The organism is Gordonia cholesterolivorans (assembly GCF_039531975.1).
GTDB lineage: Bacteria > Actinomycetota > Actinomycetes > Mycobacteriales > Mycobacteriaceae > Gordonia > Gordonia sihwensis.
On the sequence record NZ_BAAARB010000004.1, the window covers coordinates 14,653 to 40,255 of the forward strand.

General features: G+C 68.1%; 17 protein-coding genes and 1 tRNA gene. 13 read left to right on the forward strand and 5 right to left on the reverse strand.

All coding sequences use genetic code 11. The features are described 5' to 3' along the window. Window positions 1-27: 27 nt before the first annotated feature. Window positions 28-4,095 carry a bifunctional nitrate reductase/sulfite reductase flavoprotein subunit alpha gene (locus ABFX36_RS04835; RefSeq protein ID WP_346075186.1) on the reverse strand — a complete coding sequence of 1,356 codons (4,068 nt, stop codon included), beginning with the start codon at window positions 4,093-4,095 and terminating at the stop codon, window positions 28-30. Between the two features lie 114 nt (window positions 4,096-4,209). Between ABFX36_RS04835 and ABFX36_RS04840 the strand changes: the two genes are divergently transcribed. From ABFX36_RS04840 to ABFX36_RS04850, 3 genes are read left to right on the forward strand one after another with little or no spacing between them, the layout of a single operon-like run. Beyond that, window positions 4,210-5,343, forward strand: coding sequence for a thiolase family protein (locus ABFX36_RS04840; protein ID WP_045537008.1), 1,134 nt, complete (start codon window positions 4,210-4,212; stop codon window positions 5,341-5,343). Beyond that, a complete protein-coding gene (locus tag ABFX36_RS04845) occupies window positions 5,340-6,143 on the forward strand; it encodes a crotonase/enoyl-CoA hydratase family protein (protein ID WP_346075188.1) in 804 nt (267 codons plus the stop codon). The genes ABFX36_RS04840 and ABFX36_RS04845 overlap by 4 nt, the downstream gene beginning before the upstream one ends. A 5-nt stretch (window positions 6,144-6,148) precedes the next feature. Then, the gene (locus tag ABFX36_RS04850) at window positions 6,149-7,309 is read left to right on the forward strand and encodes an FAD-dependent monooxygenase (protein ID WP_346075190.1); all 1,161 of its coding nucleotides are present in this window, start codon (window positions 6,149-6,151) and stop codon (window positions 7,307-7,309) included. Window positions 7,310-7,333: 24 nt separating this feature from the next. Here ABFX36_RS04850 and ABFX36_RS04855 read toward each other — a convergent pair whose 3' ends face one another. Further along, window positions 7,334-7,849 carry a hypothetical protein gene (locus ABFX36_RS04855; RefSeq protein WP_346075192.1) on the reverse strand — a complete coding sequence of 172 codons (516 nt, stop codon included), beginning with the start codon at window positions 7,847-7,849 and terminating at the stop codon, window positions 7,334-7,336. A gap of 289 nt (window positions 7,850-8,138) precedes the next feature. Here ABFX36_RS04855 and ABFX36_RS04860 point away from each other — a divergent pair, with 289 nt between their 5' ends. Then, entirely contained in the window at window positions 8,139-9,638 is a 1,500-nt protein-coding gene (locus ABFX36_RS04860) for an HNH endonuclease signature motif containing protein (RefSeq protein ID WP_346075194.1), read from the forward strand. 109 nt (window positions 9,639-9,747) lie between these two features. Here the strand turns inward: ABFX36_RS04860 and ABFX36_RS04865 are convergent. Further along, window positions 9,748-9,821: transfer RNA gene (locus ABFX36_RS04865), tRNA-Arg, on the reverse strand. 60 nt (window positions 9,822-9,881) lie between these two features. Here ABFX36_RS04865 and ABFX36_RS04870 point away from each other — a divergent pair. Beyond that, on the forward strand, window positions 9,882-11,975 hold the full coding sequence (locus ABFX36_RS04870; protein ID WP_346075196.1) for a bifunctional copper resistance protein CopD/cytochrome c oxidase assembly protein: 2,094 nt from the start codon (window positions 9,882-9,884) through the stop codon (window positions 11,973-11,975). Window positions 11,976-12,005: 30 nt separating this feature from the next. Here ABFX36_RS04870 and ABFX36_RS04875 read toward each other — a convergent pair whose 3' ends face one another. After that, window positions 12,006-12,407 carry a TIGR02611 family protein gene (locus tag ABFX36_RS04875; RefSeq protein WP_006896610.1) on the reverse strand — a complete coding sequence of 134 codons (402 nt, stop codon included), beginning with the start codon at window positions 12,405-12,407 and terminating at the stop codon, window positions 12,006-12,008. 321 nt (window positions 12,408-12,728) lie between these two features. Here ABFX36_RS04875 and ettA point away from each other — a divergent pair, with 321 nt between their 5' ends. The 4 genes from ettA to ABFX36_RS04895 all read left to right on the forward strand — a co-directional run bounded on the left by ettA (window position 12,729) and on the right by ABFX36_RS04895 (window position 20,429). Continuing rightward, window positions 12,729-14,405 carry an energy-dependent translational throttle protein EttA gene (gene ettA / locus ABFX36_RS04880; protein WP_006896611.1) on the forward strand — a complete coding sequence of 559 codons (1,677 nt, stop codon included), beginning with the start codon at window positions 12,729-12,731 and terminating at the stop codon, window positions 14,403-14,405. Window positions 14,406-14,611: 206 nt separating this feature from the next. After that, on the forward strand, window positions 14,612-19,210 hold the full coding sequence (locus ABFX36_RS04885) for an NAD-glutamate dehydrogenase (protein ID WP_346075199.1): 4,599 nt from the start codon (window positions 14,612-14,614) through the stop codon (window positions 19,208-19,210). A 14-nt stretch (window positions 19,211-19,224) separates the two neighbouring features. Then, window positions 19,225-19,731, forward strand: a complete 507-nt coding sequence (locus tag ABFX36_RS04890) for an acyl-CoA thioesterase (RefSeq protein ID WP_006896613.1) — start codon at window positions 19,225-19,227, stop codon at window positions 19,729-19,731. Further along, window positions 19,728-20,429 (forward strand): DUF8185 domain-containing protein, encoded by a 702-nt coding sequence (locus ABFX36_RS04895; protein WP_006896614.1) that lies wholly within the window; start codon window positions 19,728-19,730, stop codon window positions 20,427-20,429. The genes ABFX36_RS04890 and ABFX36_RS04895 overlap by 4 nt, the downstream gene beginning before the upstream one ends. Here ABFX36_RS04895 and ABFX36_RS04900 read toward each other — a convergent pair. Next, window positions 20,426-21,142, reverse strand: coding sequence for a GntR family transcriptional regulator (locus ABFX36_RS04900; RefSeq protein WP_062367605.1), 717 nt, complete (start codon window positions 21,140-21,142; stop codon window positions 20,426-20,428). The genes ABFX36_RS04895 and ABFX36_RS04900 overlap by 4 nt on opposite strands. 129 nt (window positions 21,143-21,271) lie before the next feature. Between ABFX36_RS04900 and ABFX36_RS04905 the strand changes: the two genes are divergently transcribed. The 4 genes from ABFX36_RS04905 to ABFX36_RS04920 are packed head-to-tail and all read left to right on the forward strand — an operon-like array spanning window position 21,272 to window position 25,595. Beyond that, window positions 21,272-22,114 (forward strand): fumarylacetoacetate hydrolase family protein, encoded by an 843-nt coding sequence (locus tag ABFX36_RS04905; protein ID WP_006896616.1) that lies wholly within the window; start codon window positions 21,272-21,274, stop codon window positions 22,112-22,114. Window positions 22,115-22,131: 17 nt separating this feature from the next. Next, entirely contained in the window at window positions 22,132-23,877 is a 1,746-nt protein-coding gene (locus tag ABFX36_RS04910; RefSeq protein WP_346075203.1) for an FAD-dependent monooxygenase, read from the forward strand. A gap of 30 nt (window positions 23,878-23,907) precedes the next feature. Next, window positions 23,908-24,216 carry a nuclear transport factor 2 family protein gene (locus ABFX36_RS04915; RefSeq protein ID WP_346075205.1) on the forward strand — a complete coding sequence of 103 codons (309 nt, stop codon included), beginning with the start codon at window positions 23,908-23,910 and terminating at the stop codon, window positions 24,214-24,216. Between the two features lie 32 nt (window positions 24,217-24,248). Then, complete coding sequence (locus ABFX36_RS04920; RefSeq protein ID WP_045536988.1) at window positions 24,249-25,595, forward strand: AMP-binding enzyme; 1,347 nt, start codon at window positions 24,249-24,251, stop codon at window positions 25,593-25,595. Window positions 25,596-25,603: the final 8 nt, after the last annotated feature.

Below are 25,603 nucleotides of genomic sequence, written 5' to 3' on the forward strand. Positions count from 1 at the left end.
AGTCGGGGGGGCGACGGGGGTGCGGCTTCAGTACACGTCGCGGACGTACCGGCCTTCGGCGGAGAGCGCCCGCAGATAGTTCTCGGCGCCGGACGGGGCGAGACGCCCGTGTTCGGCCACGATCTGCTTGAGGGTGTCGTCCACGTCGCGCGCCATGTGCTTGGCGTCGCCGCAGACGTAGACGTGCGCGCCGCGCCGCAGCCACTCCCAGATCTCCGGGGCGCGCTCGCGCATCAGATGCTGGACGTACACCTTCTCCGGCTGGTCGCGCGAGAAGGCGGTGTCCAGTCGCGTGAGGACCCCGGCCTCCCGGAACCCGGCGAGCTCGTCTTCGTAGTAGAACTCGGTGGCGCGGCGGCGTTCACCGAAGAAGATCCAATTGTCGCCGGCGGCCCCGGACGCGGCCCGCTCGTGCAGGAAGGCCCGGAACGGAGCGATTCCGGTTCCGGGACCGATCATGATCGCCGGAGCGTCCGGGTCGACGGGCGGGCCGAACTTCTTGTTGGGCGCGATGAAGATGCGCGCGAGGTCGTCGGGGCCGCGATCGGCCAGGAATCCCGAGCACACGCCCCGGCGCGGAGCGGACTCGTCGCCGAACCGCACCACCGAGACGGTGGCCTCCACCCGTTCCGGGTGCGCGGACGGACTGGAGGAGATGGAGTAGAGACGGGGGCGCAGCCGTCGGCACACCGAGAGCCACTGCGCCGCCGTGGCCGAGACCGGATGAGTGGCCAGTAGGTCCACCGACTGGCGGTTCCACGCCCAGTCGGCGAAGCCGGCCGGATCGTCGAGGAGGGCGCGCAGTTCGGAGTCGCCAGTCCGCTCGGCGACGAAGGCGACCAGATCGCGGGAGCAGTCGGCGATCTCGTAGTCCTCGGTGAGCGCCTGCCGGAGCGGGACGGGGGCGCCGTCGACGGTCACCGCCTCCGCGCCGTCGAGCCCCGTGCGCGCGAGCCATTCGTCGACCAGCGTCTCGCTGTTGCGCGGCCACACGCCGAGGGCGTCTCCGGCGGTGTACTCGAGGGAGCCCGGCGGCAGATGAAACGCGATGCGGCGCACCTCCTTCGCCGTACCCGTCGTCAAGACTGCGTTCTCCAGCACGCGCGCGGTGAACGGGTTCTTCCGCGAATAGCCCGGAGCCGGAGGGGATTCGGCGCAGGTCCGGGAGTCGGCAGCGGTGTCGGGGTCGTCCGGCGAGGCCGGTGAGTCCAGCACGGCGACCACCCCGGCGAGCCATGCGGCGGCCGCGGTGTCGTAGTCGGGCTCGCAGTATCCGGCGGGCGCGATCCGCTGCGCGTCCAGCGTCGCCAGCCGTGCGTCCAGTTTGCGGGCGAAACCGCAGAAGTCCGCATACGACGAGTCGCCGAACCCGAGAACTGAGAAGCGCAGTCCGTCCACGTCTTGCGCGCACGCGCCGGCGAGCGCGTCCCACAGTGCGACGGCGGCATCCGGTGCGTCGCCGTCACCGGTGGTCGAGACGATGAACAGGACGTCGCCGACCAGGTCGCCGAGTCCGGTGCGTTCGGCGCTCGCATCGATCACGTCGAAGCCGGCGTCGCGCAATACGCCGGCGCATTGCGCCGCGTACTCCTCCGCGGTGCCGGTCTGCGACGCCCATACGAGCCGGATTCTGCGCGCCGGTGAATCGACGGCGGACGCGGATCCGGGTCCCGTCATCGGAACCCGGGAGAAGTACCCGGCCAGCACTCCGTCGACCCAGATCCGGGCCGGCTCCGAGAGCGGCGCCTGTGACGGGACCGTCGGAACCGCGTCGCGGGGCGGATTGGCGGTCAGGCCGCGCAGCAGACCCGCCAGATAGCCGCGCTCGGTCTCGGTCAGCACGGGCTCGCCGGCGTCGACGCGCAGGGCGACGGCCAGCGACGACGATTCGGTCGCGGTCGGATCGGCGGCGGTCGGATCGGCGGTGGTCATGGGCGGCTCCTGGTTATCGGGCACCGGTCCGGAGAGCCGGGTGAGCGCCACGGCGCACGCCTTGAACTCCGGTTGCAGCGAATCGGGGTCGACGGCATCGGTGGTCACGGCGTTCACCGCGAGCATCTCGCCGAAGGCGTCGGACCAGTGCATGGGGACGAAGCAGACGCCGGCGCTCACCGCGTCGTCGACGCGCGCAGGTACCCGTACCGCGCCGCGGCGGGATCGCACCTCCACCATGTCTCCGTCGGCGATACCCGCCGGGCGTGCGTCGTCGGGATGGATCTGCACGAAGGAGCCGGGGTCGAGCCGGCAGAGTTTCGCGACCCGGCCGGTCTTCGTCATGGTGTGCCACTGGTGCGCCAGCCGACCGGTGGTCAGGACCATCGGATAGTCGTCGTCGGGGAGTTCGGCGGGCGGCATGTGCGGGCGGGCGAGGAACCGCGCGCGCCGGTCCGGGGTGGGGAAGAGGGGACCGGGCTCGGCCGGGTCGTCGCTGAGGTAGCGGATCGGATTGCGCGCCGGTCCGCCCGGCGCCGCCGGCCACTGAACGGGTCCTTCGCGCAGCCTCGCGTAGTCGACGCCGCGGAGGTCCCAGCCGGTCCGCGGATTGTGGAAGCCGCGGATCTCGTCGAACACGGCCGCCGCGTCGGCGTGCGAGAACCCGTCGCGGAAGCCCATGCCGCGGGCGATCTGGGAGATCAGCTCCCAGTCGGCCCGCGCCTGGCCCGGCGGCGCTACGGCGGGGGAGGTGAGACTGATGCTGCGTTCGGAGTTCACCATCGTCCCCTGCGCTTCGGTCCACAGTGCGGCGGGCAGCACGATGTCGGCGTATTCGCAGGTCTCGGTTCCGGTGAAGGCCTCCTGGACCACGACGAAGTCCGCGCGCCGGAGGGCCTGCACGACGGTCGAGCGGTTCGCCACCGAGGCCACCGGATTGGTGCAGATGATCCACGCGGCGCGGATGCGGCCATCGGCCATCGCCTCGAACATGTCGACGGTGCCGCCGCCCGGATCGGTGCTCAGCGTCCCCGGTTCGAGACCCCAGGCTGCCTCCACGTCGGCGCGGTCGCCGGCATCGAGCGCGCTGCGCTGCCCGGGCAGGCCCGGACCCATGTAGCCCATCTCGCGACCGCCCATCGCATTGGGCTGCCCGGTCAGCGAGAACGGGCCGGATCCCGTCCGGCAGATGGTTCCGGTGGCGAGATGGAGGTTGCAGACGGCATTGGTGTTCCACGTCCCGTGCGTCGACTGATTGAGCCCCATCGTCCACAGGGTCATCCAGTTCTCGGCGCCGGCGAGGATGCGGGCCGTCTCCCGCAGGGCGTCCTCGTCGACGCCGGTGAGTTCGGCGACTCGTTCGGGCGGGTAGTCGTCGAGCATCGCGGCGAGCGCGTCCCACCCCCGCGTGTGCGCGGCCACGAACTCCTCGTCCAGCCCGCCTTCGTCGACGATGAGCCGCAGCAGGCCGTTGAGCAGTGCGAGATCGGTGCCCGGCCGGACCGGGAGATGGATGTGCGCTTTGGTGGCTGTGGCGGTCCGCCGCGGATCGACCACGATCAGCCGGGCGCCCGCGGCCACCCGGTCGAGGAGGCGCAGGAACAGGATCGGGTGGCAGTCGGCCATATTGGAACCGATCACCAGGAAGGCGTCGGCGTGGTCGATGTCGTCGTAGCTGCCGGGCGGTCCGTCGGCACCGAGCGACTGCTTGTAGCCGGTCCCCGCACTCGCCATGCACAGCCGGGAGTTCGATTCGATCTGGTTGGTGCCGAGGAAGCCTTTGACCAGCTTGTTCGCCAGATACTGTGCTTCGAGTGACATCTGGCCGGAGACGTACACCGCGATGGATTCGGGGCCGTGGCGGTCACGGATCCGTGTCAGTCGGCGGGCGGTCTCGGCGATCGCGTCGTCCACGTCGGCGGGTCGGGCGTCACCGTCGCGCCGCTCCCGGATCAGAGCGGTGGTGAGTCGTCCGGGGGCGCGCAGCATGTCGACGGTGGTGGCGCCCTTGGTGCACAGCCTGCCCCGATTGGCCGGATGGCTCTTGGTGCCCCGCGCCCCCGTGACGGCCCCGTCCGCGACGTCGAGGGTCAGTCCGCATCCCACGCCGCAGTAACCGCACACGGTGTCGACGGCAGTGGGAGCCAGCGGTTCCAGGGACATGCCAGTCACGGTTCCGTGGAACTGTTTCGGCGCGTGCAGAGCGGCGTTACAGCCAGGTCAACTATCGGGACACCTCCTTCCCAACCGAGCGCTTGTTAGGGTATGAAGGACGGCATGCGAGATGCAGTGATTGTCGATGCCGTCCGTACTCCGATCGGTAAGCGGAACGGCGGCCTGTCCGAGATCCATCCCGGCGACCTGAGCGCGCACGTGCTGTCGGCGCTGGCCGACCGCGTGGGTTTCGATCCCGCCGGCGTGGACGACGTGATCTGGGGGTGCGTCAGCCAGGTCGGCGACCAGGCGGGCAGCATCGGTCGGGTCGGCGTGCTGGCCGCGGGCTGGCCCGAGTCCGTTCCGGCGACCGTCGTCGACCGTCGGTGCGGCTCGAGTCAGCAGTCGGTGCATTTCGCCGCCGCCGGCGTGATCGCCGGACAGTACGACATCGCCGTCGCCGGTGGCGTGGAGTCCATGTCGCGCGTACCGATGGGTGCCGCACGCGGTGACGGTGCTCCCTATCCGGCGTCCGTGCTCGACCGATACGGCGTGGACGGCTTCAACCAGGGCCTCGGCGCCGAGATGATGGCCAAGCGCTGGAACTTCAGCAGGCAGCAGCTCGACGAGTACTCGGCCCGCTCGCACGAGCGCACCGCCGCCGCGCAGGACGCAGGCGCCTTCGATGCGCAGATCGCTCCGATCCCGGGCGGCCTCGCCGTCGACGAGGGGTTGCGCCGCGGCACCACGGCGGAGAAGCTCGGCGGGCTCAAGACCCCGTTCGACCCCGAAGGCGTCATCACCGCGGGCAACGCCTCGCAGATCTCCGACGGTGCCGGCGCCCTGCTGGTGACGACCAGCGAGATCGCCGCGGCCAACGGCTGGCGACCGATGGCGCGGGTGCACACCGCGACCCTCGCCGGCGACGACCCGGTCATCATGCTCACCGGACCGATCGCCGCCACCGCCAAGGCGCTGGACCGCTCGGGACTGGCGGTGTCCGACATCGGCGCCTATGAGGTGAACGAGGCCTTCGCGCCGGTCCCGATGGCCTGGCAGGCCGAGATCGGTGCCTCCGACGACGTCCTCAATCCGGTCGGCGGTGCCATCTCGGTGGGCCACCCGCTCGGCGGGTCAGGCGCGATCCTGATGACCCGGCTCGTCCACCACATGCGCGACAACGGGATCCAGTACGGTCTGCAGACCATGTGCGAAGCTGGAGGTATGGCGAACGCAACGATTCTGGAACTTCTGTGAGCGGCGACGTGCTGCTGGTCGAGCGCGACGGCGACGTCGTGACCTGGACCGTCAATCGACCCGAGACTCGCAATGCCATCTCCGAGGACGATGCCATCGACGCACTCGTCGACGCCGCGACGGCGGTGAACCGGGACCAGTCGGTCCGGGCGGTGATCCTCACCGGCGCCGGTTCGGCCTTCTCGGCCGGCGGCAACGTCAAAGACATGGCGGCCGCGGCGGGTCTGTTCGGCGGGGCTCCGCACCAGCAGCGCGTCGGTTATCGCGAGGGCATCCAGCGGATACCGCGCGCGATGTACGCGCTCGAGGTGCCGGTGATCGCGGCCGTCAACGGCCCCGCGGTGGGCGCCGGGTGCGATCTGGCGCTGATGTGCGACATCCGGATCGCCTCGAACACGGCCTTCTTCGCCGAGAGCTTCGTGAAGCTCGGGCTGATCCCCGGCGACGGCGGCGCGTGGCTGCTGCCCCGGGCGATCGGGCCGGCGCGGGCCGCAGAAATGGCACTGACCGGCGATCGCGTCGACGCCGCGACGGCGCTCGAGTGGGGCATCGTCTCGCGCGTCGTCGAACCGGCCGATCTGTTGCCGACCGCTCGTGAGATCGCGTCGCGGATCGCCGCGAACCCACCGGTGGCGGTGCGCATGACCAAGAAGCTCCTGCGGGAGTCCTCGCAGCAGACCCTCGACCAGCTGCTCGAGCTCTCGGCGACCATGCAGGCGGTGGCGCACCACACCGAGGACCATCGGGAGGCCGTCGCCGCGTTCCTCGAGAAGCGGCCCGGACGGTTTACCGGGGCGTAGTCGCCGTGCGGGTGGTCGTCGTGGGTGCGGGCATCGCCGGGTTGACCGCTGCCGCGGCCCTGGTCCGCGACGGCCATGACGTGGTCGTTCTCGAATCTCGACGGCAGTCGACCGGCGGCGCGGGCATCAGTCTCTGGCCGAACGCGCTGGCAGCATTGGACTGGATCGGCCTCGGCGACGCGGTCCGTTCGCAGTCGGCACGCGTGGGCGGCGGAGCACTGAGGTGGCGAGACGGAACGTGGATCCGGAAGCCTCCGCCGGGCGCGCTCGCCGCGGCGGCCGGCGAAGAACTCGCCGTCATTCTGCGGGGAACGTTGCACGAGGTGCTCGCCGGTGCGCTGCCCACCGACTCGGTGCGCACCGGTGTCGCCGTGCAGACCGTGCGCACCGTGGGCCGCGAGGCAGTCGTGACCCTGGCCGACGGTGCTCAGATGCGAGCCGATCTCGTCGTCGGCGCGGACGGAACGCATTCCCGTATCGCCCGCGGTTTCAACGACCGTCTGTCGAGCAGGTACGCCGGGTACACCGCGTGGCGTGGCGTGGCCGACATCTCGATCGACCCCGATCTCGCAGGCGAGATGATCGGCCCGCGGTCGCAGTTCGGCGCGGTGCCGCTTCCGGCCGGGCAGACGTACTGGTTCGCCACGGCACAGGCCCCGGAGGCCGCGGTCTTCGACGACGAGCGCGCCGAGGTCGATCGCGTCGGCAGAGGCTGGCCGGAGCCGGTCGACGCGGTGATCGCAGCGACGCCGTCTTCGGCGCTGATGCGACACGACCTGTACGACCGGCCCGTCGCACGCCGGTGGCACGACGGTCGTGCGGTGATCATCGGCGACGCCGCTCACCCGATGCGTCCGCATCTGGGGCAGGGCGGATGTCAGGCGATCGAAGACTCCGTCGTACTGGCGGCCGCTCTCCGCACGAGTGCGGGTCCGGAGGATCCACTGCAGCTCTTCCATGACGTGAGGCGTCGCCGAGTGCGGCGGGTGGTCCGTGAATCACAGATGATCGGCCGCATTGTGAATGCGCCGCAAACCCTGTTCTGGGGCCGCGTCATTCGGGGAAGTCGAATTCTTCCGGATCGCATCCTCCTGCGCCATTTGTGCGATATCGCGGGCCGTGACGCATTCACGAGGCAATTGGCGCCAGTGCGTTGTGCTCGATGACTCGACGGCCGCCTGAACTCCGCCTCACCCGATCATGACGTCGCCGTGGAACATGTTCGGAGTCGCGCCCGGCGCGCAACCGTGGAACGACGAGGTCGCCATCGGACCCATCACCCCGACTTCGTTCATCATCCCGCTGCCCTTGCGGACGGAGATCTTCACCGCGTACGCGCCGCTGAGCTGGGCGGGGACGATGTTGGGGGAGGTCTCGGTGATCGGGTAGACGAGCGAGGCGGTGTCGCCGTGTGTCCAGATGCACGTCACCGGGCCCTTCACCTGGAACGGAGTCTTGTGCATACCGTCCATGATCGTCGCGACGTAGGTCCCGTGGGTCTTGCCGTCCGTGTCGCGTGCACCTTGCGCCTCGATGTTCAGCAGGTGGACGCCGGGGGCGATCATCAAGTCGCCGTCGATCGCGAGTTTCGCCGGATCGGTTATGTGCGGTGCGGCAGCGGCCACGCCGGGCGCCACGGCGGCGCCGAGCAGGGAGAGGGCGCCGATTCCGGCCACCGTCGCCGTCCGAACGATTCGATTGTTCATGTCGGTATCTCCTTTGACTGCATGCATCTGACGACGAATACGACGCTACGCCGAAGTCGTCGTTGTGAGAACAGCTGAATGCTGTCGCAAACGAAAGGAAGTCACCGAATTTCGCGGTGGCACCGGATTCGTCGGAAATGCGCGTGAATCTCGGGTGTGAGTGACTGTTCTCGAGCGGAGGGGCGAGCGTCGACGAGAGTCTAAGAATATCGAATTACACTATTGCCATATGAGATTCAATCACATAATATGGGTACATACGTTCGATATGTGTGCAGGGGAGGCGGACATGACGAACCCGAGCATCGACGCTGCGGGGGTGGGTGGCGTCGACACGTCTGACCCTGCCGCACAGGATCTCGCCGACATCACCGCGGTCGCGGAGATCGCCCGTCAGGAGTCCCACCTTGCGTGGTTGCGGCTCGGGCACCTGTATGCGATGCAGCGGCGTCGTGCCGCGGGCTCGGCCGGTGACGTCGAGTCCGCACGACTGCTGGCCGATGCCACCGCCATCGTGGGCGCTGAGGCCGCTATCGTGCAGGCGGTCTCGAAGGACACCGGTATCCGACAGGTCACCCTCGCCGTCGAAGCCTCCGAACGTCTGCCGCAGACCGCACGCCTGCTCCGCGACGGAGTCATCAGCGCACGTGCATTCGGCGCCATCGTCCTGCAGTGCGGCGCGGTCACCGACGCCGCGCTGATGGCAGCCATCGACGCCGAGATCGCTCAGGACCTCCGCGGGCACGGCGCTGTGTCGATGAGTGTGGCCGAGCAGACCGCGCGCCGGTTCGTCGCCGAGTACGACGCCGACGGGGTGCGCGACAAACGCCGCGCCAACACGCCCGGCGTCACCATCGCCCACGACGTCGACCAGTCCGCCCTCACCGTCGCCACCCGCGCGGAGGACGTGACTCTGATGGACAAGGCCACCAGGGCGCGCGCCGCCCGGGTGTGCGAGGCGGACTCCCGCACCGTCGGCCAGCGGCGCGCCGATGTGGTCGTCGCCGCCGTACTCGGCACCCGGTTCGGCTGCGACTGCGGCCGCGATGACTGCCCGGCACGTGCGGCCGAGGAAGAGGTCCGGGCGCAGTTCGCCAAGATCGTCGTGCACGTCGTCGTCGACGCGTCCACATTGTCCGGCGGCGGGGACAAGGCCGCCTATCTCGACGGTTTCGGCGTGATCGACGCACATCACGCGAGGGAGATCGCCGCTCGCGCGGATGCGACGGTGCGGCCGCTCGACATCGCAGGCTTGGCCGAGCAGACCGCGCAGGCAGGCAACCCGTACCGCCCGACCGCTGCCTGCGACGCCGCCGTCCGCGCCGTGCACGGCACCTGCTCGGTGCCCGGCTGCAACCGGTCAGCGTGGGCGTGCGATCTCGATCATGTCTGCGAGTACAACCATGCCCAGCCGGCAGCTGGCGGGCAGACCTGCCCGTGCAACTTGAATCCGAAGTGTCGTTTCCATCATCTGATCAAGACCTACGCCGACGGCTGGCTGGATGATCAAGTCGTCGATGCGAATGGCGTGATCTGGACCGAGACCACCACGCCGTCGGGCTACACCGTCCGGGCCCGCGCCAGGAACCACTGGCTCCTGCCCGACCTCGGTTCGGTGCCGTGCCTGCACGGCGCACCCGTCGCGCCCGGATTCGTCGACACGACGACGCAGCCGGGACGGTCACGGACCCGTACTCAGGCCAAACACGCGTACCGAATGCGGCTCCGGTCGCAGCGCCGCCGCGCTGAGACTGCGGTCCTCGACAGTCCGGGCGAACCGCCCTTCTGAGTCGGTCCCGGACTCACCGTCGCCACCGGTGAGATTCCGGCCACGTCCGTCTCGTCGGGACGACGCTCCACCTCGTCGTGCGGCGAACCAGCGTCTCCGCAGGTCAAAGCGCCCCCAGCAGGACTCGAACCTGCGACCTAGAGATTAGAAGGCTCTTGCTCTATCCATCTGAGCTATGGAGGCTTGCCGACCCTCGACAGGTGCCGGCGAAGGACTACTATATCCCGTCCTACAGTGGACACCATGACAGTGACGTCCGCCGGGCCGGCGGAGCAACCAGTGCGCGATCGGCTGACCGACCCGTCGGGGGTGCGGTCGGTCCTCATCGCGCTGCTGGCAGTCGTCGGATCGATCGCCGCGGTCATCGTGACCGCGGCGTCGGCGGCGACGGCGTTGCAACTGACCGGTGTGCCCGATCCGGGGTGGCTCACCACCTACGGGATGCCGGTGATGACGGTGATCGGCCAGCTCAGCGCCGCCATCGGTCTCGGCTGCGTGGTGTTCGCCGCCTTCTTCGTGCCCTCGCAGGACAACGGGGCGCTCGACGTCGGCGGCTTCCGCGCCATGCGCTGGGCGGCCACGTCGATGACTGTCTGGGCGGTGTGCGCCTTGGCGATGATCCCGCTGTCGATCTCCGACGTCAGTGGCTCACCGCTCTCCGAGACCCTCGTCCCGAAGAACCTGATGACCGCCTACGGGGTGGTCGCCGACGGCCGCTACTGGCTGTGGACCGCGATCTTCGCCGTGCTTGCGGCGGTGGTGGCGCGGGTGGCGATGCGCTGGGGATGGACGTTCCTCGCGATGGCGCTGGCGCTGCTGTCGCTCATGCCGTCGGCGCTGCTGGGGCATTCGTCGGCCGGCGGTGCGCACGATCTCGCGACCAACAGCTTGATCCTGCACATCGTGGCGGCCGCCCTATGGATGGGTGGGCTGATGGCCGTCCTGGCGTATGCGTTCGGTGACGGCCGGTGGCGGACGCTCGCCGTGGCCCGTTACTCGCGGGTGGCGTTCTGGTGTCTGCTGGTGGTGGCGCTCAGCGGCATCATCAACGCGCTGGTCCGCATGTCCCTGGGGGATCTGCTCACGACCACCTACGGTCTGGTGGCCGTCGGAAAGTTCGTCGCGGTGGTCCTCGCCGGACTACTCGGCGGCCTGCACCGCAAGGTCACGATCGACGAACTCGCAGCCACCGACGAGCCGCGCAAGTCGCTGTTCGTGCGGTTCGCCGTCGTCGAACTGGTGGTGTTCGCGGTCGCCTTCGGCCTCGGCGCCGGGCTGTCGCGCACGCCGCCGCCGGTGTTGGGGACGGCGAACGTCTCGCCGATGGAGTTGAAGATCGGATACGACCTCGACGGTCCGCCGACCTTCACGAAACTGTTCGTCGACTGGCGCTTCGACCTCATCTTCGGCACCTTCGCGATCGTCGCGGCCATCGTCTACCTGCGGGGCGTGTACCGGCTGCACAAACGCGGAGACAAGTGGCCGGTGGGCCGGACGGTGTCGTGGCTGCTCGGCTGCGCGGCGCTGTTGATCGCGACCTCATCGGGTTTCGGCCGGTACGCGCCGGCGATGTTCAGCATCCACATGATGAGCCACATGATGCTGTCGATGCTGGTCCCCGTACTGCTGGTCCTCGGCGGCCCGGTGACGTTGGCGCTGCGCGCGATCCCGCCCGCCGGACGCGGCAACCCGCCCGGGCCGCGCGAATGGATCCTCACCGCGATCCACAGCCCGTACTCGCGCTTCATCACCAATCCGTTCATCGTGGTCACGCTCTTCGTCGGCAGCTTCTACGTGCTGTATCTGGGCGGGCTGTTCGACGCGGTGGTCGAGAACCACTCCGCGCACCTGCTGATGAATCTGCACTTCCTGGTCAGCGGGTATCTGTTCTACTGGCTCGTGATCGGGATCGATCCCGCACCGCGGCAGATCAGTCCGGTGGCCAAGCTCGGCGTCGTGTGGGGATCGCTGCCGTTCCACGCCTTCTTCGGCGTCGCGCTGATGATGACCGGCTCGATCATCGCTGAAACCTACTACCGCTCGCTGCAGCACCCGTGGAATTTCGACATGGCGGCCGATCAGCGGATGGGCGGTGGCATCGCATGGGCGACCGGTGAGTTCCCGCTGGTGGTGGTGATGCTGGCACTGCTGATCCAGTGGCACCGGCAGGACGATCGCGCGGCCCGCAGGTTCGACCGCAAGGAGGAGCGGGACGACGACGCCGAGTTGGAGAGCTACAACCAGATGCTGCGGCGGATGAACGCCACGGCACCCGTGTCCGCCGAGGCCGAGACGGGAGCCGACGATCTCGCGGCGCAGGGCGACGGCGAGAGATAACCGCCGCGGCCGTGCCCGCCCGGCGGGCGGCTATGCGATCGCGAGCTGGAGCTGGCCGAGCTGAAGCGCACGCTGATGCTCGATCCAGCTGCGGAAATACACCAGGCCCGAGTGGTAGTCGAGGTGTCCGGCGGTCCACGTGCGCGCGGCGTGTGCCACGTCGGCGGTCATCTCGCCGGCCTTGTGGAGCAGTCTGCGCATGAACGAGGTCACGCGGTGCGCCCATTCGAACTCGGTGGACAGGACGCCGAGCCCGAGGAAGAAGGTCACCCAGCCGGGGCCCGGGATCGGCAAGGGGATCATCACCAGGCCGGCGAGCACCAGAAGTGTGCCGACGAAGCCGACGCCGATGCGGTAGAAGCGGTTGAGGACCGGTTGCTGACGGATCGCATAGCGTCGTCGCCGGTGCCAGATCTTCAACCGGAGTCGCATCGTGGACAGATCCCCTCGTCGTCGTAGCGGTTACCCACAGGTAACGGGTGGCCCCGCAGGGCGGTTCCCAGTGTGACACACCACACTGTGGATCGTCAGGTGCGCAGCCGTGTGTCACGTATTCGACCCACGCCCCGGGGCACGCATCGCCGCGGCGGCCGGGTACCGCGGCCGTCCGGAATCGGCCCGCGCCGGGACCGATAGGATGGACCACAGAACCATGCGTCGGCGCAGAGGCGTTCGGCCAGCATGTCCGAAGAGCAGTCATTTTCAGAGCAATCATTTCGTCGCAGCGAAGGCTGCAGGCAGGAGCTGTAACCGGTGGCCGGTGAGTTCATTTACACGATGAAGAAGGTGCGCAAGGCGCACGGCGACAAGGTGATCCTCGACGACGTCACCATGAGCTTCTACCCCGGAGCCAAGATCGGTGTCGTCGGTCCCAACGGCGCGGGCAAGTCGTCGATCCTGAAGATCATGGCCGGCCTCGACCAGCCCAGCAACGGCGAGGCCTTCCTCGATCCGGAGGCCACCGTCGGCATCCTCCTGCAGGAGCCGCCCCTCAACGAGGAGAAGACGGTCAAGGAGAACGTCGAGGAGGGCATGGGCGAGATCAAGGTGAAGCTCGACCGCTTCAACGAGATCGCCGAGCTCCTGGCCACCGACTACTCCGACGAGCTGATGGAGGAGATGGGCAAGCTCCAGGAGGAGCTCGACAACGCCGACGCCTGGGACCTCGACTCGCAGCTGGAGCAGGCGATGGACGCCCTGCGGTGCCCGCCGCCGGACTCTCCGGTCACGAACCTCTCGGGCGGTGAACGCCGACGGGTGGCTCTCTGCAAGCTCCTGCTCCAGAAGCCCGATCTGCTGCTCCTCGACGAGCCGACCAACCACCTCGACGCAGAGAGTGTGCTGTGGCTGGAGCAGTTCCTGGCGAACTACCCGGGCGCCGTGCTCGCCGTGACGCACGACCGCTACTTCCTCGACCACGTCGCTCAGTGGATCTGCGAGGTGGACCGCGGCAAGCTGCACGGCTACGAGGGCAACTACTCGGCCTACCTGGAGAAGAAGGCCGAGCGCCTCGAGGTCCAGGGCAAGAAGGACCAGAAGCTGCAGAAGCGCCTCAAAGAGGAGCTCGCGTGGGTCCGCTCGGGCGCCAAGGCCCGCCAGACCAAGAACAAGGCCCGCCTGGCCCGCTACGAGGAGATGGCGGCCGAAGCCGAGAAGCACCGCAAGCTCGACTTCGAGGAGATCCAGATCCCGACCCCGCCGCGGCTGGGCAACGTGGTGGTCGAGGTGAGTCACCTGGACAAGGGCTTCGACGGTCGCGTGCTGATCAAGGACCTCTCGTTCACTCTGCCCCGCAACGGCATCGTCGGCGTGATCGGCCCCAACGGCGTCGGCAAGACGACCCTGTTCAAGACGATCGTCGGGCTGGAGCAGCCGGACTCGGGCGAGGTGAAGGTCGGCGAGACCGTCAAGCTCAGCTACGTCGATCAGGGTCGCTCGAACATCGATCCGAAGAAGACGGTGTGGGAGGTGGTCTCCGACGGTCTCGACTACATCGAGGTGGGCCAGAACGAGATGCCTTCGCGCGCCTACGTCAGCGCCTTCGGCTTCAAGGGCGCCGATCAGCAGAAGCCGTCCGAGGTCCTCTCGGGCGGTGAGCGCAACCGGCTGAACCTGGCGCTGACCCTGAAAGAGGGCGGCAACCTGATCCTGCTGGACGAGCCGACCAACGACCTCGACGTCGAGACTCTCAGCTCGCTGGAGAACGCGCTGCAGGAGTTCCCCGGCTGCGCCGTCGTGATCTCCCACGACCGCTGGTTCCTGGACCGGACCTGTACCCACATCCTGGCGTGGGAGGGCAACGTCTCCGAGGGCCAGTGGTTCTGGTTCGAGGGCAACTTCGAAGCCTACGAGGCCAACAAGGTGGAGCGTCTCGGTGCCGACGCGGCCCGCCCGCATCGCGTGACGCACCGTCGCCTCACTCGCGACTGAACGGTCCGCCGCCGAACCGCGGCACCGAACCCGAACAGAGCCGATCCGGAACGTCCGGATCGGCTCTGTCGCTCTCGCGCGGGATCCGAACACGCGGCGCCACGGCGCGGTAACGTACGAGCCGTACGACGCTAGCAAGGTGGATCCCCGGCCGCCGGTCGGCTCGTGTTGCGCTCTGCCTTGGTCCACTAGGGAGGCAGATCAGAGTGACCGTCCCATTCGCCACGGAGTTCGCGGCCTACTATTTTCCCGATTTCTCCGACGGCGCCGCCGTCGCGTCGTCGGCCTGGGACCGCCTCGAGCGTCATCTGCGCCTCGGCGAGGTCCGTGAGCCGGGGGAGACCGCGGTCGCGACCACCGATCTGCCGGACGGATCGATCCAGATTCAGATCGTCGCCGACGACGCCCCGCTGCTCGTCGAATCGACGCTGGCGGTGCTGGACAGCCGTGGTCTGACGATCGTCGCGAACGACCATCCGGTGCTCGCCGTCCGCCGCGATCACCAGGGCCGGATCGTCGGCCTCGACGATGTGGTCGTGGTCGGCGGTGACGAGGCGGGAGCCGAGTCGTGGATCAGCGTCACCACAGCCCCCGCGTCCGGCGTCGACGGTGACGAACTGTGCGCCGACGTCGGCGCGGCACTCACCCGGGCACAGGCGGTGCACGCCGACGCCGCCCAGATCCATCGACGGCTGCTGAGCTTCGCGGACGCGTTGAGCGCGGACGACGAGGACGCGGACCTGCTGAGCTGGTTCGCCACCCGCGACAACTTCCTGCCCGTGGGCGCCCGCACCGCCGGCGGGCACGCGGAGAACGGCCTCGGGGTGTGGCGCGATCCGGACACCGACCGGCCGGAGCCGGTGGCGGGCGAGGAGCCGGTCGGCGTCGACCAGGTGTATCTGCCGACCGGTCTGCTCCGCAGCCGCTTTCCGATCATGGTGCGCGTCCGACTGGACGGCGTCGAGCACCAGGTGGTCGGCACCATCACCTCGATCGGCCTGTACCAGTCGGTGCGGTCGGTGCCCGGAGTCCGCGGCCGGGTGGCCGATGTCCTGCGTGGACTGGGTCTGAGCGAGGACTCCTACAGCGGACTGGCGGCGCTGGAACTGCTGCAGACGTATCCGCTCGCGGACCTGATGGCCGGCGACAGTGCCGAGCTCACCCGCCGGATCGGCGAACTCCTCGAGGCCCAGACCTCGCGTAATCCGCGGTTCTACGCCAGGACCGGTCCCGCTCGCGGTTTCGCGAGTGTGCTCATCTTCATTCCCCGCGAGACCTACTCGACCGCGGTGCGGTCGAGGGTTGTCACGTTGCTCGAGGAGGACCTCGGCGGCAGCCGTACTGAGTTCCTGACCCGCCTCTCGCACTCGCCGCTGGCCCAGCTGCAGGTGCTGATGCGCACCGATCCCGAGGCGCGGCACCGGGTCGACGACCGCCTGCTCGACCGGTTGAACGAGGCGGTCCGCTCGTGGCCGGACCGGGTGCGCGCGGTGCGGGAGGCCGACCCGGAGGTCGCCCGGCTGCTCGGCACCGTCAGCGAACGCTACCGGGACGAGCGGGATCCGCAGGATGCGGCCGTCGACCTGCCGATCGCGGCGGGCCTGGCCCCCGGCGGACTGCACGTCAGACTCGACCGGACCGATCCGGAGGCCTGGCGGTTCGTCCTCTACCTCGCCGACCAGCGTGCCGCGTTGACGCAGATCCTCCCGATGCTCCAGAGCCTGGGCCTGACCGTCCTCGACGAGCATCCGCACGTGGTGGACCGCCCGGACGGGGTGCAGGTGGCCGTCTACGACTTCACGGTCCGGCCCGCGCCGCACGTCGACGTCGCCGAGGCCGGCGACGTGGACGCGCGGATCGCCGAGGCGTTCTCCGACATGTGGCTCGGCGTCACGGAGGTGGATGCGCTCGGCGAGTTGGTGCTGCGCGCGGGGCTGACGTCCCGGACGGTGGCGATGATCCGCGCGTATGCCCGCTACCTCAATCAGTGCGGCGTCGGATTCGCGATGACCCACGTGGCCGCGGTCCTCGGCAACCATCGCGGTGTCACCAACGGGCTCGTGGAGTTGTTCGAGGCCAGTTTCGATCCGGACGGCGCGGAACCCGGACGGCGCGACCGTGCGCTCGAGGATCTGCGCGCGCGCATCGCGGAGATCCTCAGCTTGGACGCGGACCGAGTGGTGAGCGCGCTCGCATCGGCGGTCGAGGCCACCCTGCGGACCAACTTCTACGCAGACTCCGGCGACCCGGCGGCCGGCATCGGACCGACGATCGCGATGAAGCTCGACACCGGCGCGATCCCGCAGGCCCCGCAGCCGAGGCCGAAGTTCGAGATCTACGTGTACTCACCCAGGGTGGAGGGGGTGCATCTGCGGTTCGGCGATGTGGCGCGCGGGGGACTCCGCTGGTCGGACCGTCGTGAGGACTTCCGCACCGAGATCCTGGGGCTGGTGAAGGCGCAGGCGGTCAAGAACGCGGTGATCGTGCCGGTCGGCGCCAAGGGCGGTTTCGTCCTCCGTCACCCCCCGGTGGCGACCGGCGACGCGGCCGTCGATCAATCGGCTCTGCGGGAGGAGGGAATCGCGTGCTACCGGGCGTTCATCGCGGCCCTGCTGCAGATCACCGACAACCTCGATCCGGCCACCGGCCGGGTGCGGCCGCCGGCGCGCGTCCTCCGGCGCGACGCCGACGATCCGTACCTGGTGGTCGCCGCAGACAAGGGCACGGCCAGCTTCTCCGACATCGCGAACGAGGTCGCCGACCACTACGGTTTTTGGCTCGCCGACGCGTTCGCCTCGGGCGGCTCGGTCGGCTACGACCACAAGGCCATGGGCATCACGGCCCGTGGAGCGTGGGAGTCGGTCAAGAGACACTTCCGCGAAATGGGAGTCGACACGCAGACCCAGGACTTCACCGTGGTCGGCATCGGCGACATGAGCGGTGACGTCTTCGGCAACGGCATGCTGCTCTCGCGGCACATCCGGCTGGTGGCGGCCTTCGACCACCGGCACATCTTCATCGACCCGGATCCCGTGGCCGCGACCTCCTACGCCGAGCGGGCCAGACTCTTCGCACTGCCGCGGTCGACCTGGGACGACTACGACCGCAGCCTGATCTCCGCAGGCGGCGGCGTGTGGTCACGCGAACAGAAGTCGATCGACGTCACACCGCAGATGCGGGACGCCCTCGGGCTCGACGACGCCGTGGAGAGGATGTCGCCGCCCGACCTGATCCGCGCAGTGCTCCTCGCGCCGGTCGACCTGCTGTTCAACGGCGGCATCGGGACGTACGTGAAGGCGTCGGACGAGGCCGACGCGGAAGTGGGAGACAAGGCCAACGACCCGATCCGGGTCACCGGCGGGCAGCTCCGGGTCCGGGTGGTCGGCGAGGGAGGCAATCTCGGCGTCACCCAGCGCGGCCGGATCGAGGCCGATCTGGCGGGAGTGCGCATCAACAGCGACGCCCTGGACAACTCGGCGGGTGTCGACTGCTCCGACCGCGAGGTCAACATCAAGGTGCTGTTGGGCTCGCAGATCTCGGCGGGCGTGCTGGACGCCGACGACCGCAACGACCTGCTGTTGTCGATGACCGACGATGTCGCCGAACTGGTCCTCGCGGACAACATCGACCAGAACGCCGAACTCGGTCTCGCGCGCGACACCGCGGGAGAGGACGTGGAACTGCACGCGCGGATGCTCGCCCACCTCGCGTCGACCGGCGTCGATCTGGAACTCGAGGCCCTCCCGACTCCGGAGCAACTGCGCAGACGCCGCGCGGGCGATCTCCAGCGCGGACTCACCAGCCCCGAGCTGGCGACGATGATGGCCCATGTGAAGCTCGACGCCAAGAGCAGGCTGCTGGAGTCGGGTCTGCCGGACAACGACATGTTCGACGCGCTGGCGTCGGGCTACTTCCCTGAACCCCTGCGCGCCAGGTTCGCCGCGGGAATCCGGACTCACCGTCTCCGGCGGGAGATCGTCACCACGGTGCTGGTCAACAGGATCGTCGCCGACGGAGGCATGACACACCTGTACGCGCTGGGGGAGACCTCCGGAACCGAAGTCGAGGATGCGACGCGTGCGACGGTGGTGGCGATGCGGGTGTTCGGTGCCGCCGCGCTGCTGGAGGAACTGCGGACCGAGCAGGTCTCCGCCACGACGGTCGACGACGCGACCCGCCGGATCCGCAACCTGCTCGCGGCGGGGTCGCGCTGGTTTCTCGCGCACCGTCCGCAACCGCTCGCGATCGCCGCCGAGACCACCCGGTACGCGCAGGTCGCGGATCTGGGAGGACGACTGGACGAATGGCTCACCGGTACGGCCGAGCGCTCGGTGCGGGAACGGGCCGCGGCCCTCGCCGACAGCGGCGTCCGGCCCGCACTGGCGCAGGCGGTGGCGATCAGTCCCTACCGGTTGCAACTGCTCGACGTGCTCGACATCGCCGAGATCTCCGACCGCTCGCCCGACGAGGTGGGCGAGCTGCTGTTCGCGGTGGTCGAGCGGTTCGGGATCGACGAGCTGGTCTCCCAGATCGCCGAACTCGGGCACGCCGACCGGTGGACCCAGCTGGCACGGTTGTCGTTGCGCGACGAGGTGTTCGCGGTGCTGCGCTCGCTGACGCGTGCGATCCTGACGATGTCCGAGCCCGAGGAGCCGGCCGCCCAGAAGATCTCGGACTGGTCGCAGGCGAGGTCGGCGATGATCGCGCGGACCGAGTCGACACTCGCCGATCTGGCCGCCACCGGCCGGTGGGACCTCGCCACCCTGTCGGTGGCGGTGCGCTCGTTGCGTAGTGTGGTCGGCTAGGAGGCACACAGCGCATGGCAGATCAAGAATCCCTCGCCGTAGACGAGAACGTCGACAAGCGAAGGCTTTTCGCGGATAACGGTTGTCGGACCGACCGGGGGTACGAGGTGTCGGTCCCGGTGCGGTGGTCGGATATGGACGTATTCGCGCACATCAACCACGCGCGCATGGTGACCCTGCTCGAGGAGGCGCGGATCCCCTGGCTCTTCTACGATGACAAGCCCACCGCGCTGATGCGCAAGGGCTGTCTCGTCGCCGACCTGCACGTCAAGTACCAGGGACAGATCCGCCACGACGAGTCGCCGATCCGCGTCACCATGTTCGTGGAGCGACTGCGTGCGGTCGACTTCACGGTGGGCTACGAGGTCCGGCCGTACGGAGCCGATCCCGAGTCCCGTCCGTCGGTGGTCGCCACCACTCAGCTGGTCTCCTTCGACATCGACACGCAGCGGCCCCGGCGCATGACCGCCGACGAGAAGGCGTATCTGCAGAGCTTCCTCCGCGAGCCGGTGAACAGGTGACCGACGCGGCGGCGGGGGAGCGGGTGCTGGTCCCGCACGGGCCGGCCGACCGAACCGATCTGGCGGCATTCCTGGAACGGGCTCGCCGGGTGGACGACTCCGGCGTGCTGCGGGTTCAGCAGCGGCCGGACGGGCGCGTCGGGTTGTGGGTGCGCACCGGCTTCGACATCCTCGCGACCCGCTCGGTGTTCGGTTCGGTGACTCCGGCCGACGTGGTCGCCGACGTCGGCGCGATGTCGGCGGCGGTGGGCGGCGACGGTCCGCTCCCGCTCGGCTTCGCACTGCCCGGAGCCTGGCAGGGCGCGCTGCCCCCGTCGGACGGCTTCGACCACCTCGACGACGTCCCGGCGCGCGAGCTGGTGTCACTCGCCCGCAGGGGCGCCGACGTGGCCCGCACGGAATCCGGCGCGCTCGGTCCGGCGTCGTCGTTGCTGGATCAGACGGTGATCGAGGTGAGCGGGCCGAACGGGTCGGGCGCTCGGGCGAAGGTGTCGATGCGTGCGGTCTTCGCCCTCACCGCGATGGGCTTCGTCCGCGACGCCGCCGGCCGCGAGATCACTGCCGACTCACCGATCGACGCGATCGCGCCGGACGAGCCGGTGCGGGTCCGTCTCTCGTCCAGCTGGGTGCGGGTGGACGCGCGCTTCGGCTCGGTCTACCAACGGCGCTCGGTGCTGAATCTGGCCGTGCGCAGCTAGGCGGACACGCCGCTGCCCACGTTTCCGGCCGACATCGATTCCTGCCGGTGGTCGGTGCCGAGAAGAATGTCGGTGGTGTGGCTGATATGCCGCGCTAACGCCTCGACCGCGGCATCGGCATCTCGCGCGAGTGCGAGTTCCATGAGTTCGCGGTGTTCTGCGATCACGTCACGGTCCGGGTGCCTGAAGTGCTGCTGGGACCACGATCGGTAGAGCTCTGCGGAATCACGCAACGATGTCGCGATCCCCAGCAGTCTGGAGTTTCGGCAGCCGGCCAACAGCGCATGATGGAAATCGGCGTGCGCCCGCGACCACGCGTCGCCCACGCGTTCTGGATCGTCCCGGTCGTACTGCGGAGTCCTCTCGAGTGTGTGGTGCTTCGCGACCAGATCCGACTCCCACGGAGTGTCGCCTTCAGCCAGTGACATGCGGAACACCAGGCACTCGATCGCCACGCGCGCCGTTGTGAGTTCGATCAGGTCCTCTGCGGACAGCGGGGTCACCTGAAACCCCTGGTGCGGTTGAGACCGGACGAGGTCCTGTTCGACCAAGCGGGTCAGAGCTTCGCGAAGCACCCCTACGCCGACGCCGTATCTGGTGCTCAGTTCCGGGAACTTCAGCTTCTCGCCGGGTGTCAACCTGCCGGCCAGAATGTCGGCTCTCATCGTCGCGAACGTGTCGTCCGCGCGGGTCCCATACGTGGATCGCGCCATGCTTCGACCCTAGCAGGAAAGGAACTTCTGTATAACTTTCTATTTTCTCTTGACTGATGGAAAGTTGTGGCGCATGCTGAAACGCACACCGCAGAGTGGCGCCCGTCACTCTGGAAGAGGAGGATGACGATGAAGCTGGCGAATCTTGCAGGACGAGCGGTACTGGTGACCGAAGACGGGGCGGCCGACATCGCCCGCGACAGCGAAGGGCGTTTCGGGCCGGATCCGGAGTCTGTGCTCGCACGCTGGGATGAGTTCCGTGAGTGGGCGCGGGCAGCTGCATTGACGCCGCAGAGTTTCGACGAGACGTTGCTCGGACCGCCGGTGTCGAGGCCGCGGCAGATCTTCGCCATTGCGCTCAACTATCGGGAACACGCCGCCGAGTCAGGATTCGAAATCCCGGCCAGGGCGTCGGTGTTCACCAAATTCGCCTCATCCCTGACCGGACCCTTCGGGGACATCGCCCTCGTCGACGGGAACGTCGACTGGGAAGCGGAGTTGGTGGTGGTGATCGGTCGGGAAGCACGCGGAGTGCATGTGGAGAACGCGTGGGACCACGTCGCGGGACTGACCAACGGCCAGGACATCTCGGAGCGATCCCGTCAGCTCGCCGGACCCGCACCGCAGTTCAGTCTCGCCAAATCGCATCCCGGCTTCGGCCCGATCGGGCCCTGGGTGGTCACTCCGGACGAACTGGAGAATCCGGACGATCTGGAGATCGCTTGCGCGATCGACGGAGAAGAGGTCCAGAAGAGCTCGACCTCCGACCTGATCTTCTCCGTACCCGAACTGATCGCACAGCTCTCCGAGGTCGTCACGCTCTACCCGGGCGACCTGATCTTCACCGGGACCCCGGCCGGAGTCGGCCTCGCCGCGGATCCGCAACGCTACCTCGCCGCCGGCGAGGTGCTGACTACCAGCATCGAGGGGCTGGGTCAGATGAGCCATCGCCTCGTCGCACCCCGCGACTGACGAGAAGGAGATAAGCCATGAGAGTCGTCGAGACCGATGTGCTCGTCGTGGGTGCCGGGCCCTCCGGACTGACAGCTGCGGCGTTCCTGGCGATGCACGGCGTCGATGCCGTCACGGTCACCAAGTACCCGCGTACCGCCAACACGCCGAGGGCACACATCACGAACCAGCGCACCATGGAGGTCATGCGCGACCTCGGGATCGAGGATCAGGTGCGCAGCGTCTCCGTCCCCAACGAGTTGATGGCCGACAACGTGTGGGCCACCAGCATGGCGGGCAAGGAGATCGCCCGGGTGAAGACCTGGGGGACGAAGGTCGACCGTAAAGCGGATTACGAGGCGGGAAGCCCGTCGGCCATGTGCAACATGCCCCAGCACCTGTTCGAGCCCTTGATCTTGCAGGGTGCGCTCGACCGCGGGGCCGACATCCGGTTCTCCACGGAACTGACCGAGATCTCGCAGGACGCCGACGGGGTCACCGCGACCGTTCGATACAGCCACACCGGTGAGACCTATCAGGTGCGGGCGAAGTACGCGATCGGCGCCGACGGCGGTCGCTCGACGGTCGCCGAGCAGTTGGGATTCTCACTCGAGGGAGAAACAGGGCTCGGCTACGCGGTCAACATCTGGCTCGAAGCCGATCTGTCCAAGTACCGCGCTCACCGGCCGGGCGTGCTGTTCTGGACCGCACAGCCCGGCAAGGACTTCTGGCTCGGCTCCGGAGTCTTCATCACCGTGCGGCCGTGGAACGAGTGGGTGCTGGTGTTCATGTACGACCCGGACACCGAAGAGATCGACACCAGCGAGGAAGCCATGCTGCCTCGCATCTACAAGGCCATCGGTGACGACAGCATTCCGGTCACGATCAAGAACGTCTCGACCTGGCAGGTCAATCACGTACTCGCCTCCGAGTACCAGCGGGGGCGGGTGTTTCTGGCTGGCGACGCCGCACACCGCCACCCACCGGCGAACGGGTTGGGGTCCAACACCTCCATCCAAGACGCGTACAACTTCGCTTGGAAGCTCGCCGCGGTCGTCAAGGGGCAGGCCGGACCATCTCTGCTCGAGAGCTACCACCAGGAGCGTCATCCGGTAGGCAGGCAGGTGGTGGACCGCGCCTTGAAGAGTGCAGACATCGTCGGGCGGGTCCCGTCGATCCTCGGCATCCGGCCGGGCCAGACCGACGAGGAAGGGTGGGCGGCGATCGACGAATTCTTCGCCGACACCGATGACGGACGCAAGCGGCGCAAGGCGCTTGAAGACTGCATCGACGAAAACGCCTACCATTTCCACGCGCACGGTGTCGAACTCGGCCATCGGTACACCTCGACGGCGGTGGTCGGCGACGGGACCCCGTTCCCGGCTCACACTCGTGATCCCGAGCTCTACTATCAACCGACCACTCATCCAGGCGCATATCTGCCGCATGTCTGGATCGAGCGGAACGGCGAACAGATCTCGACACTCGATGCCGTCGGTCACGGCAGATTCACAGTGATCACCGGAATCGGCGGCGAGGCGTGGGTCGCGGCTGCCGAGAAGATCGGTGCGGAGGTGGGCGTCGAGATCGCGAGTGCCCCCATCGGTTACCGTCTCGCCTTCGACGACGTATACGGCGACTGGGCGCGAGCCCGCGAGATCTCCGACGGCGGCTGCCTGCTGGTCCGGCCCGACCGTCACATCGCCTGGCGGAGCCACGGCATGGCAGACGACCCGCTCAGCGCGCTGCGTGAAGCGATCGACGCCGTCCTGTCCCGAGTCTGACTCCGCTCCATCTGATGAAGGAGGCTTCCAATGACCATCACGACCGGCACCATGACCGACGAACAGCGTAAGTCAGTCGCTCTGGAGTTCCTCAAACGCGTCGATACCGGTGGCGACGTCATCGAACTCTTCGCCGACGACGCTCTGTTCTGCTTCCCCAAGTACGGCATGGTTCGAGGCGTCGAGAAGATCGAGGAGTTCCTCGGCGAACTCGGCGGAATCATCTCGTCGATCGAACACCACTCCGCCTACTTCAACTCCATCGTCGAAGGCGACAGGGTCGTGGTCGAAGGCACCAGCCACGCCGACTCCGCCCGCTACCCGTGGCTCACCAGATAACCGCTCCCGATCTACTGTAAGGACCCTCACTCATGACGACCATGCGCCCGGACGCAGAACTGTCCCGCGACGAGATCATCGCCCGTAACCTCGCGGTGGTCCAAGAGCACTTCCACAATGAGAACCCCGACGACGTCGACAAGGCGATCGCCCTCTACGCGTCCGATATCTCCTGGGAAGCCCCGAACCGCGGCCTCGTTTACACCGATGCCGCCGAGGTGCGCAGCGCCTACATGAAGATCTTTCGCACGCTGCAATTCCATTCGCTCACCACGTTGCGACGCTTCGGCACGGAGCAGTTCGTGTTCGATGACGCGATTGCCGACGTGACCGTGATCGGTGACGAGATGCCCAATCTGCCGTTCCCCATCGGCACTCGGATCAGCCTGCGGCTGGTGCACTGTTTCGAACTCCGAGACGGTGAGATCACCAAGGAGATCGCATACGAGATGTGGCGTGACGCCGCCGGTCCGCTGGTCAACGACGCCGTCCCGCCGGGGTCGTCGGTGGAGTACTCGTCGGCCGGCAGCTTCGATCCAGCCGACTATCTCGCCCTCGCCCAGTCCGACCGGGTCACCCACGGAGCGTTCCTCGCGCCCACCATGCTGCGTCGTCTCACCGACGAGGTCCGAGGGGGTTCGGCACCGGCGGTTCCGCACCTGCGCAGCCTGGTCATCGGCGGAGCCGCGCTGTATCAAGAAGATCTGCAGGACGCGCTCGATACGTTCGGTCCCATCATCACCCAGATGTACGGACAGGGCGAGTGCCCCATGACGATAGCCGTGATGAAACCGGACGAGGTTCCCCACGACAGCGCCGATCCTCGGCGCAGATCCTGCGGCCAGCCGTTCACCGGCGTCGAGGTGCGGGTGGTGAACGACGACGGTGCCGACTCGCCTGCAGGTACAACCGGAGAGATCCAAGTCCGCGGCGATGTCGTCATGGCGGGGTACTGGTCAGATCCGAACGCGACCGCGGCCGCCATCAGCAACGGGTGGCTGCGCACCGGAGATGTCGGACACTTCGACGAGAACGGGTTCCTCTACCTCACCGACCGGTCCAAAGACGTCATCATCAGCGGTGGCTCCAACATCTATCCCCGCGAAGTGGAAGAGGTCCTGCTCGCTCATCCGGCTGTCCACGAGGCCGCAGTCGTCGGCGTCCCCGACCCCGAATGGGGCGAGAACGTATGCGCGTTCGTCGTGACCGGCCCGGGCGCCGACGTCACCGAACCGCAGCTCATCGCTCACACCCGTGCGCACTTGGCGTCCTTCAAGAAGCCCAAGTCCGTCACATTTCTCGACGAGCTTCCCAAGAACGCCAACGGAAAGGTCGTCAAACGGGCCCTGCGGAACCTCCGAACCGGAGCGAACGGTTGACCGTGATC

Excerpts from the sequence above, each read along its gene's own strand:
- ABFX36_RS04835 (WP_346075186.1), bottom strand. The coding sequence starts at position 4,095 with ATGTCCCTGGAACCGCTGGCTCCCACTGCCGTCGACACCGTGTGCGGT.
- ABFX36_RS04840 (WP_045537008.1), top strand. The coding sequence starts at position 4,210 with ATGCGAGATGCAGTGATTGTCGATGCCGTCCGTACTCCGATCGGTAAG.
- ABFX36_RS04855 (WP_346075192.1), bottom strand. The coding sequence starts at position 7,849 with ATGAACAATCGAATCGTTCGGACGGCGACGGTGGCCGGAATCGGCGCC.
- ABFX36_RS04860 (WP_346075194.1), top strand. The coding sequence starts at position 8,139 with ATGACGAACCCGAGCATCGACGCTGCGGGGGTGGGTGGCGTCGACACG.
- ABFX36_RS04870 (WP_346075196.1), top strand. The coding sequence starts at position 9,882 with ATGACAGTGACGTCCGCCGGGCCGGCGGAGCAACCAGTGCGCGATCGG.
- ABFX36_RS04875 (WP_006896610.1), bottom strand. The coding sequence starts at position 12,407 with ATGCGACTCCGGTTGAAGATCTGGCACCGGCGACGACGCTATGCGATC.
- ABFX36_RS04890 (WP_006896613.1), top strand. The coding sequence starts at position 19,225 with ATGGCAGATCAAGAATCCCTCGCCGTAGACGAGAACGTCGACAAGCGA.
- ABFX36_RS04900 (WP_062367605.1), bottom strand. The coding sequence starts at position 21,142 with ATGGCGCGATCCACGTATGGGACCCGCGCGGACGACACGTTCGCGACG.
- ABFX36_RS04905 (WP_006896616.1), top strand. The coding sequence starts at position 21,272 with ATGAAGCTGGCGAATCTTGCAGGACGAGCGGTACTGGTGACCGAAGAC.
- ABFX36_RS04910 (WP_346075203.1), top strand. The coding sequence starts at position 22,132 with ATGAGAGTCGTCGAGACCGATGTGCTCGTCGTGGGTGCCGGGCCCTCC.
- ABFX36_RS04915 (WP_346075205.1), top strand. The coding sequence starts at position 23,908 with ATGACCATCACGACCGGCACCATGACCGACGAACAGCGTAAGTCAGTC.
- ABFX36_RS04920 (WP_045536988.1), top strand. The coding sequence starts at position 24,249 with ATGACGACCATGCGCCCGGACGCAGAACTGTCCCGCGACGAGATCATC.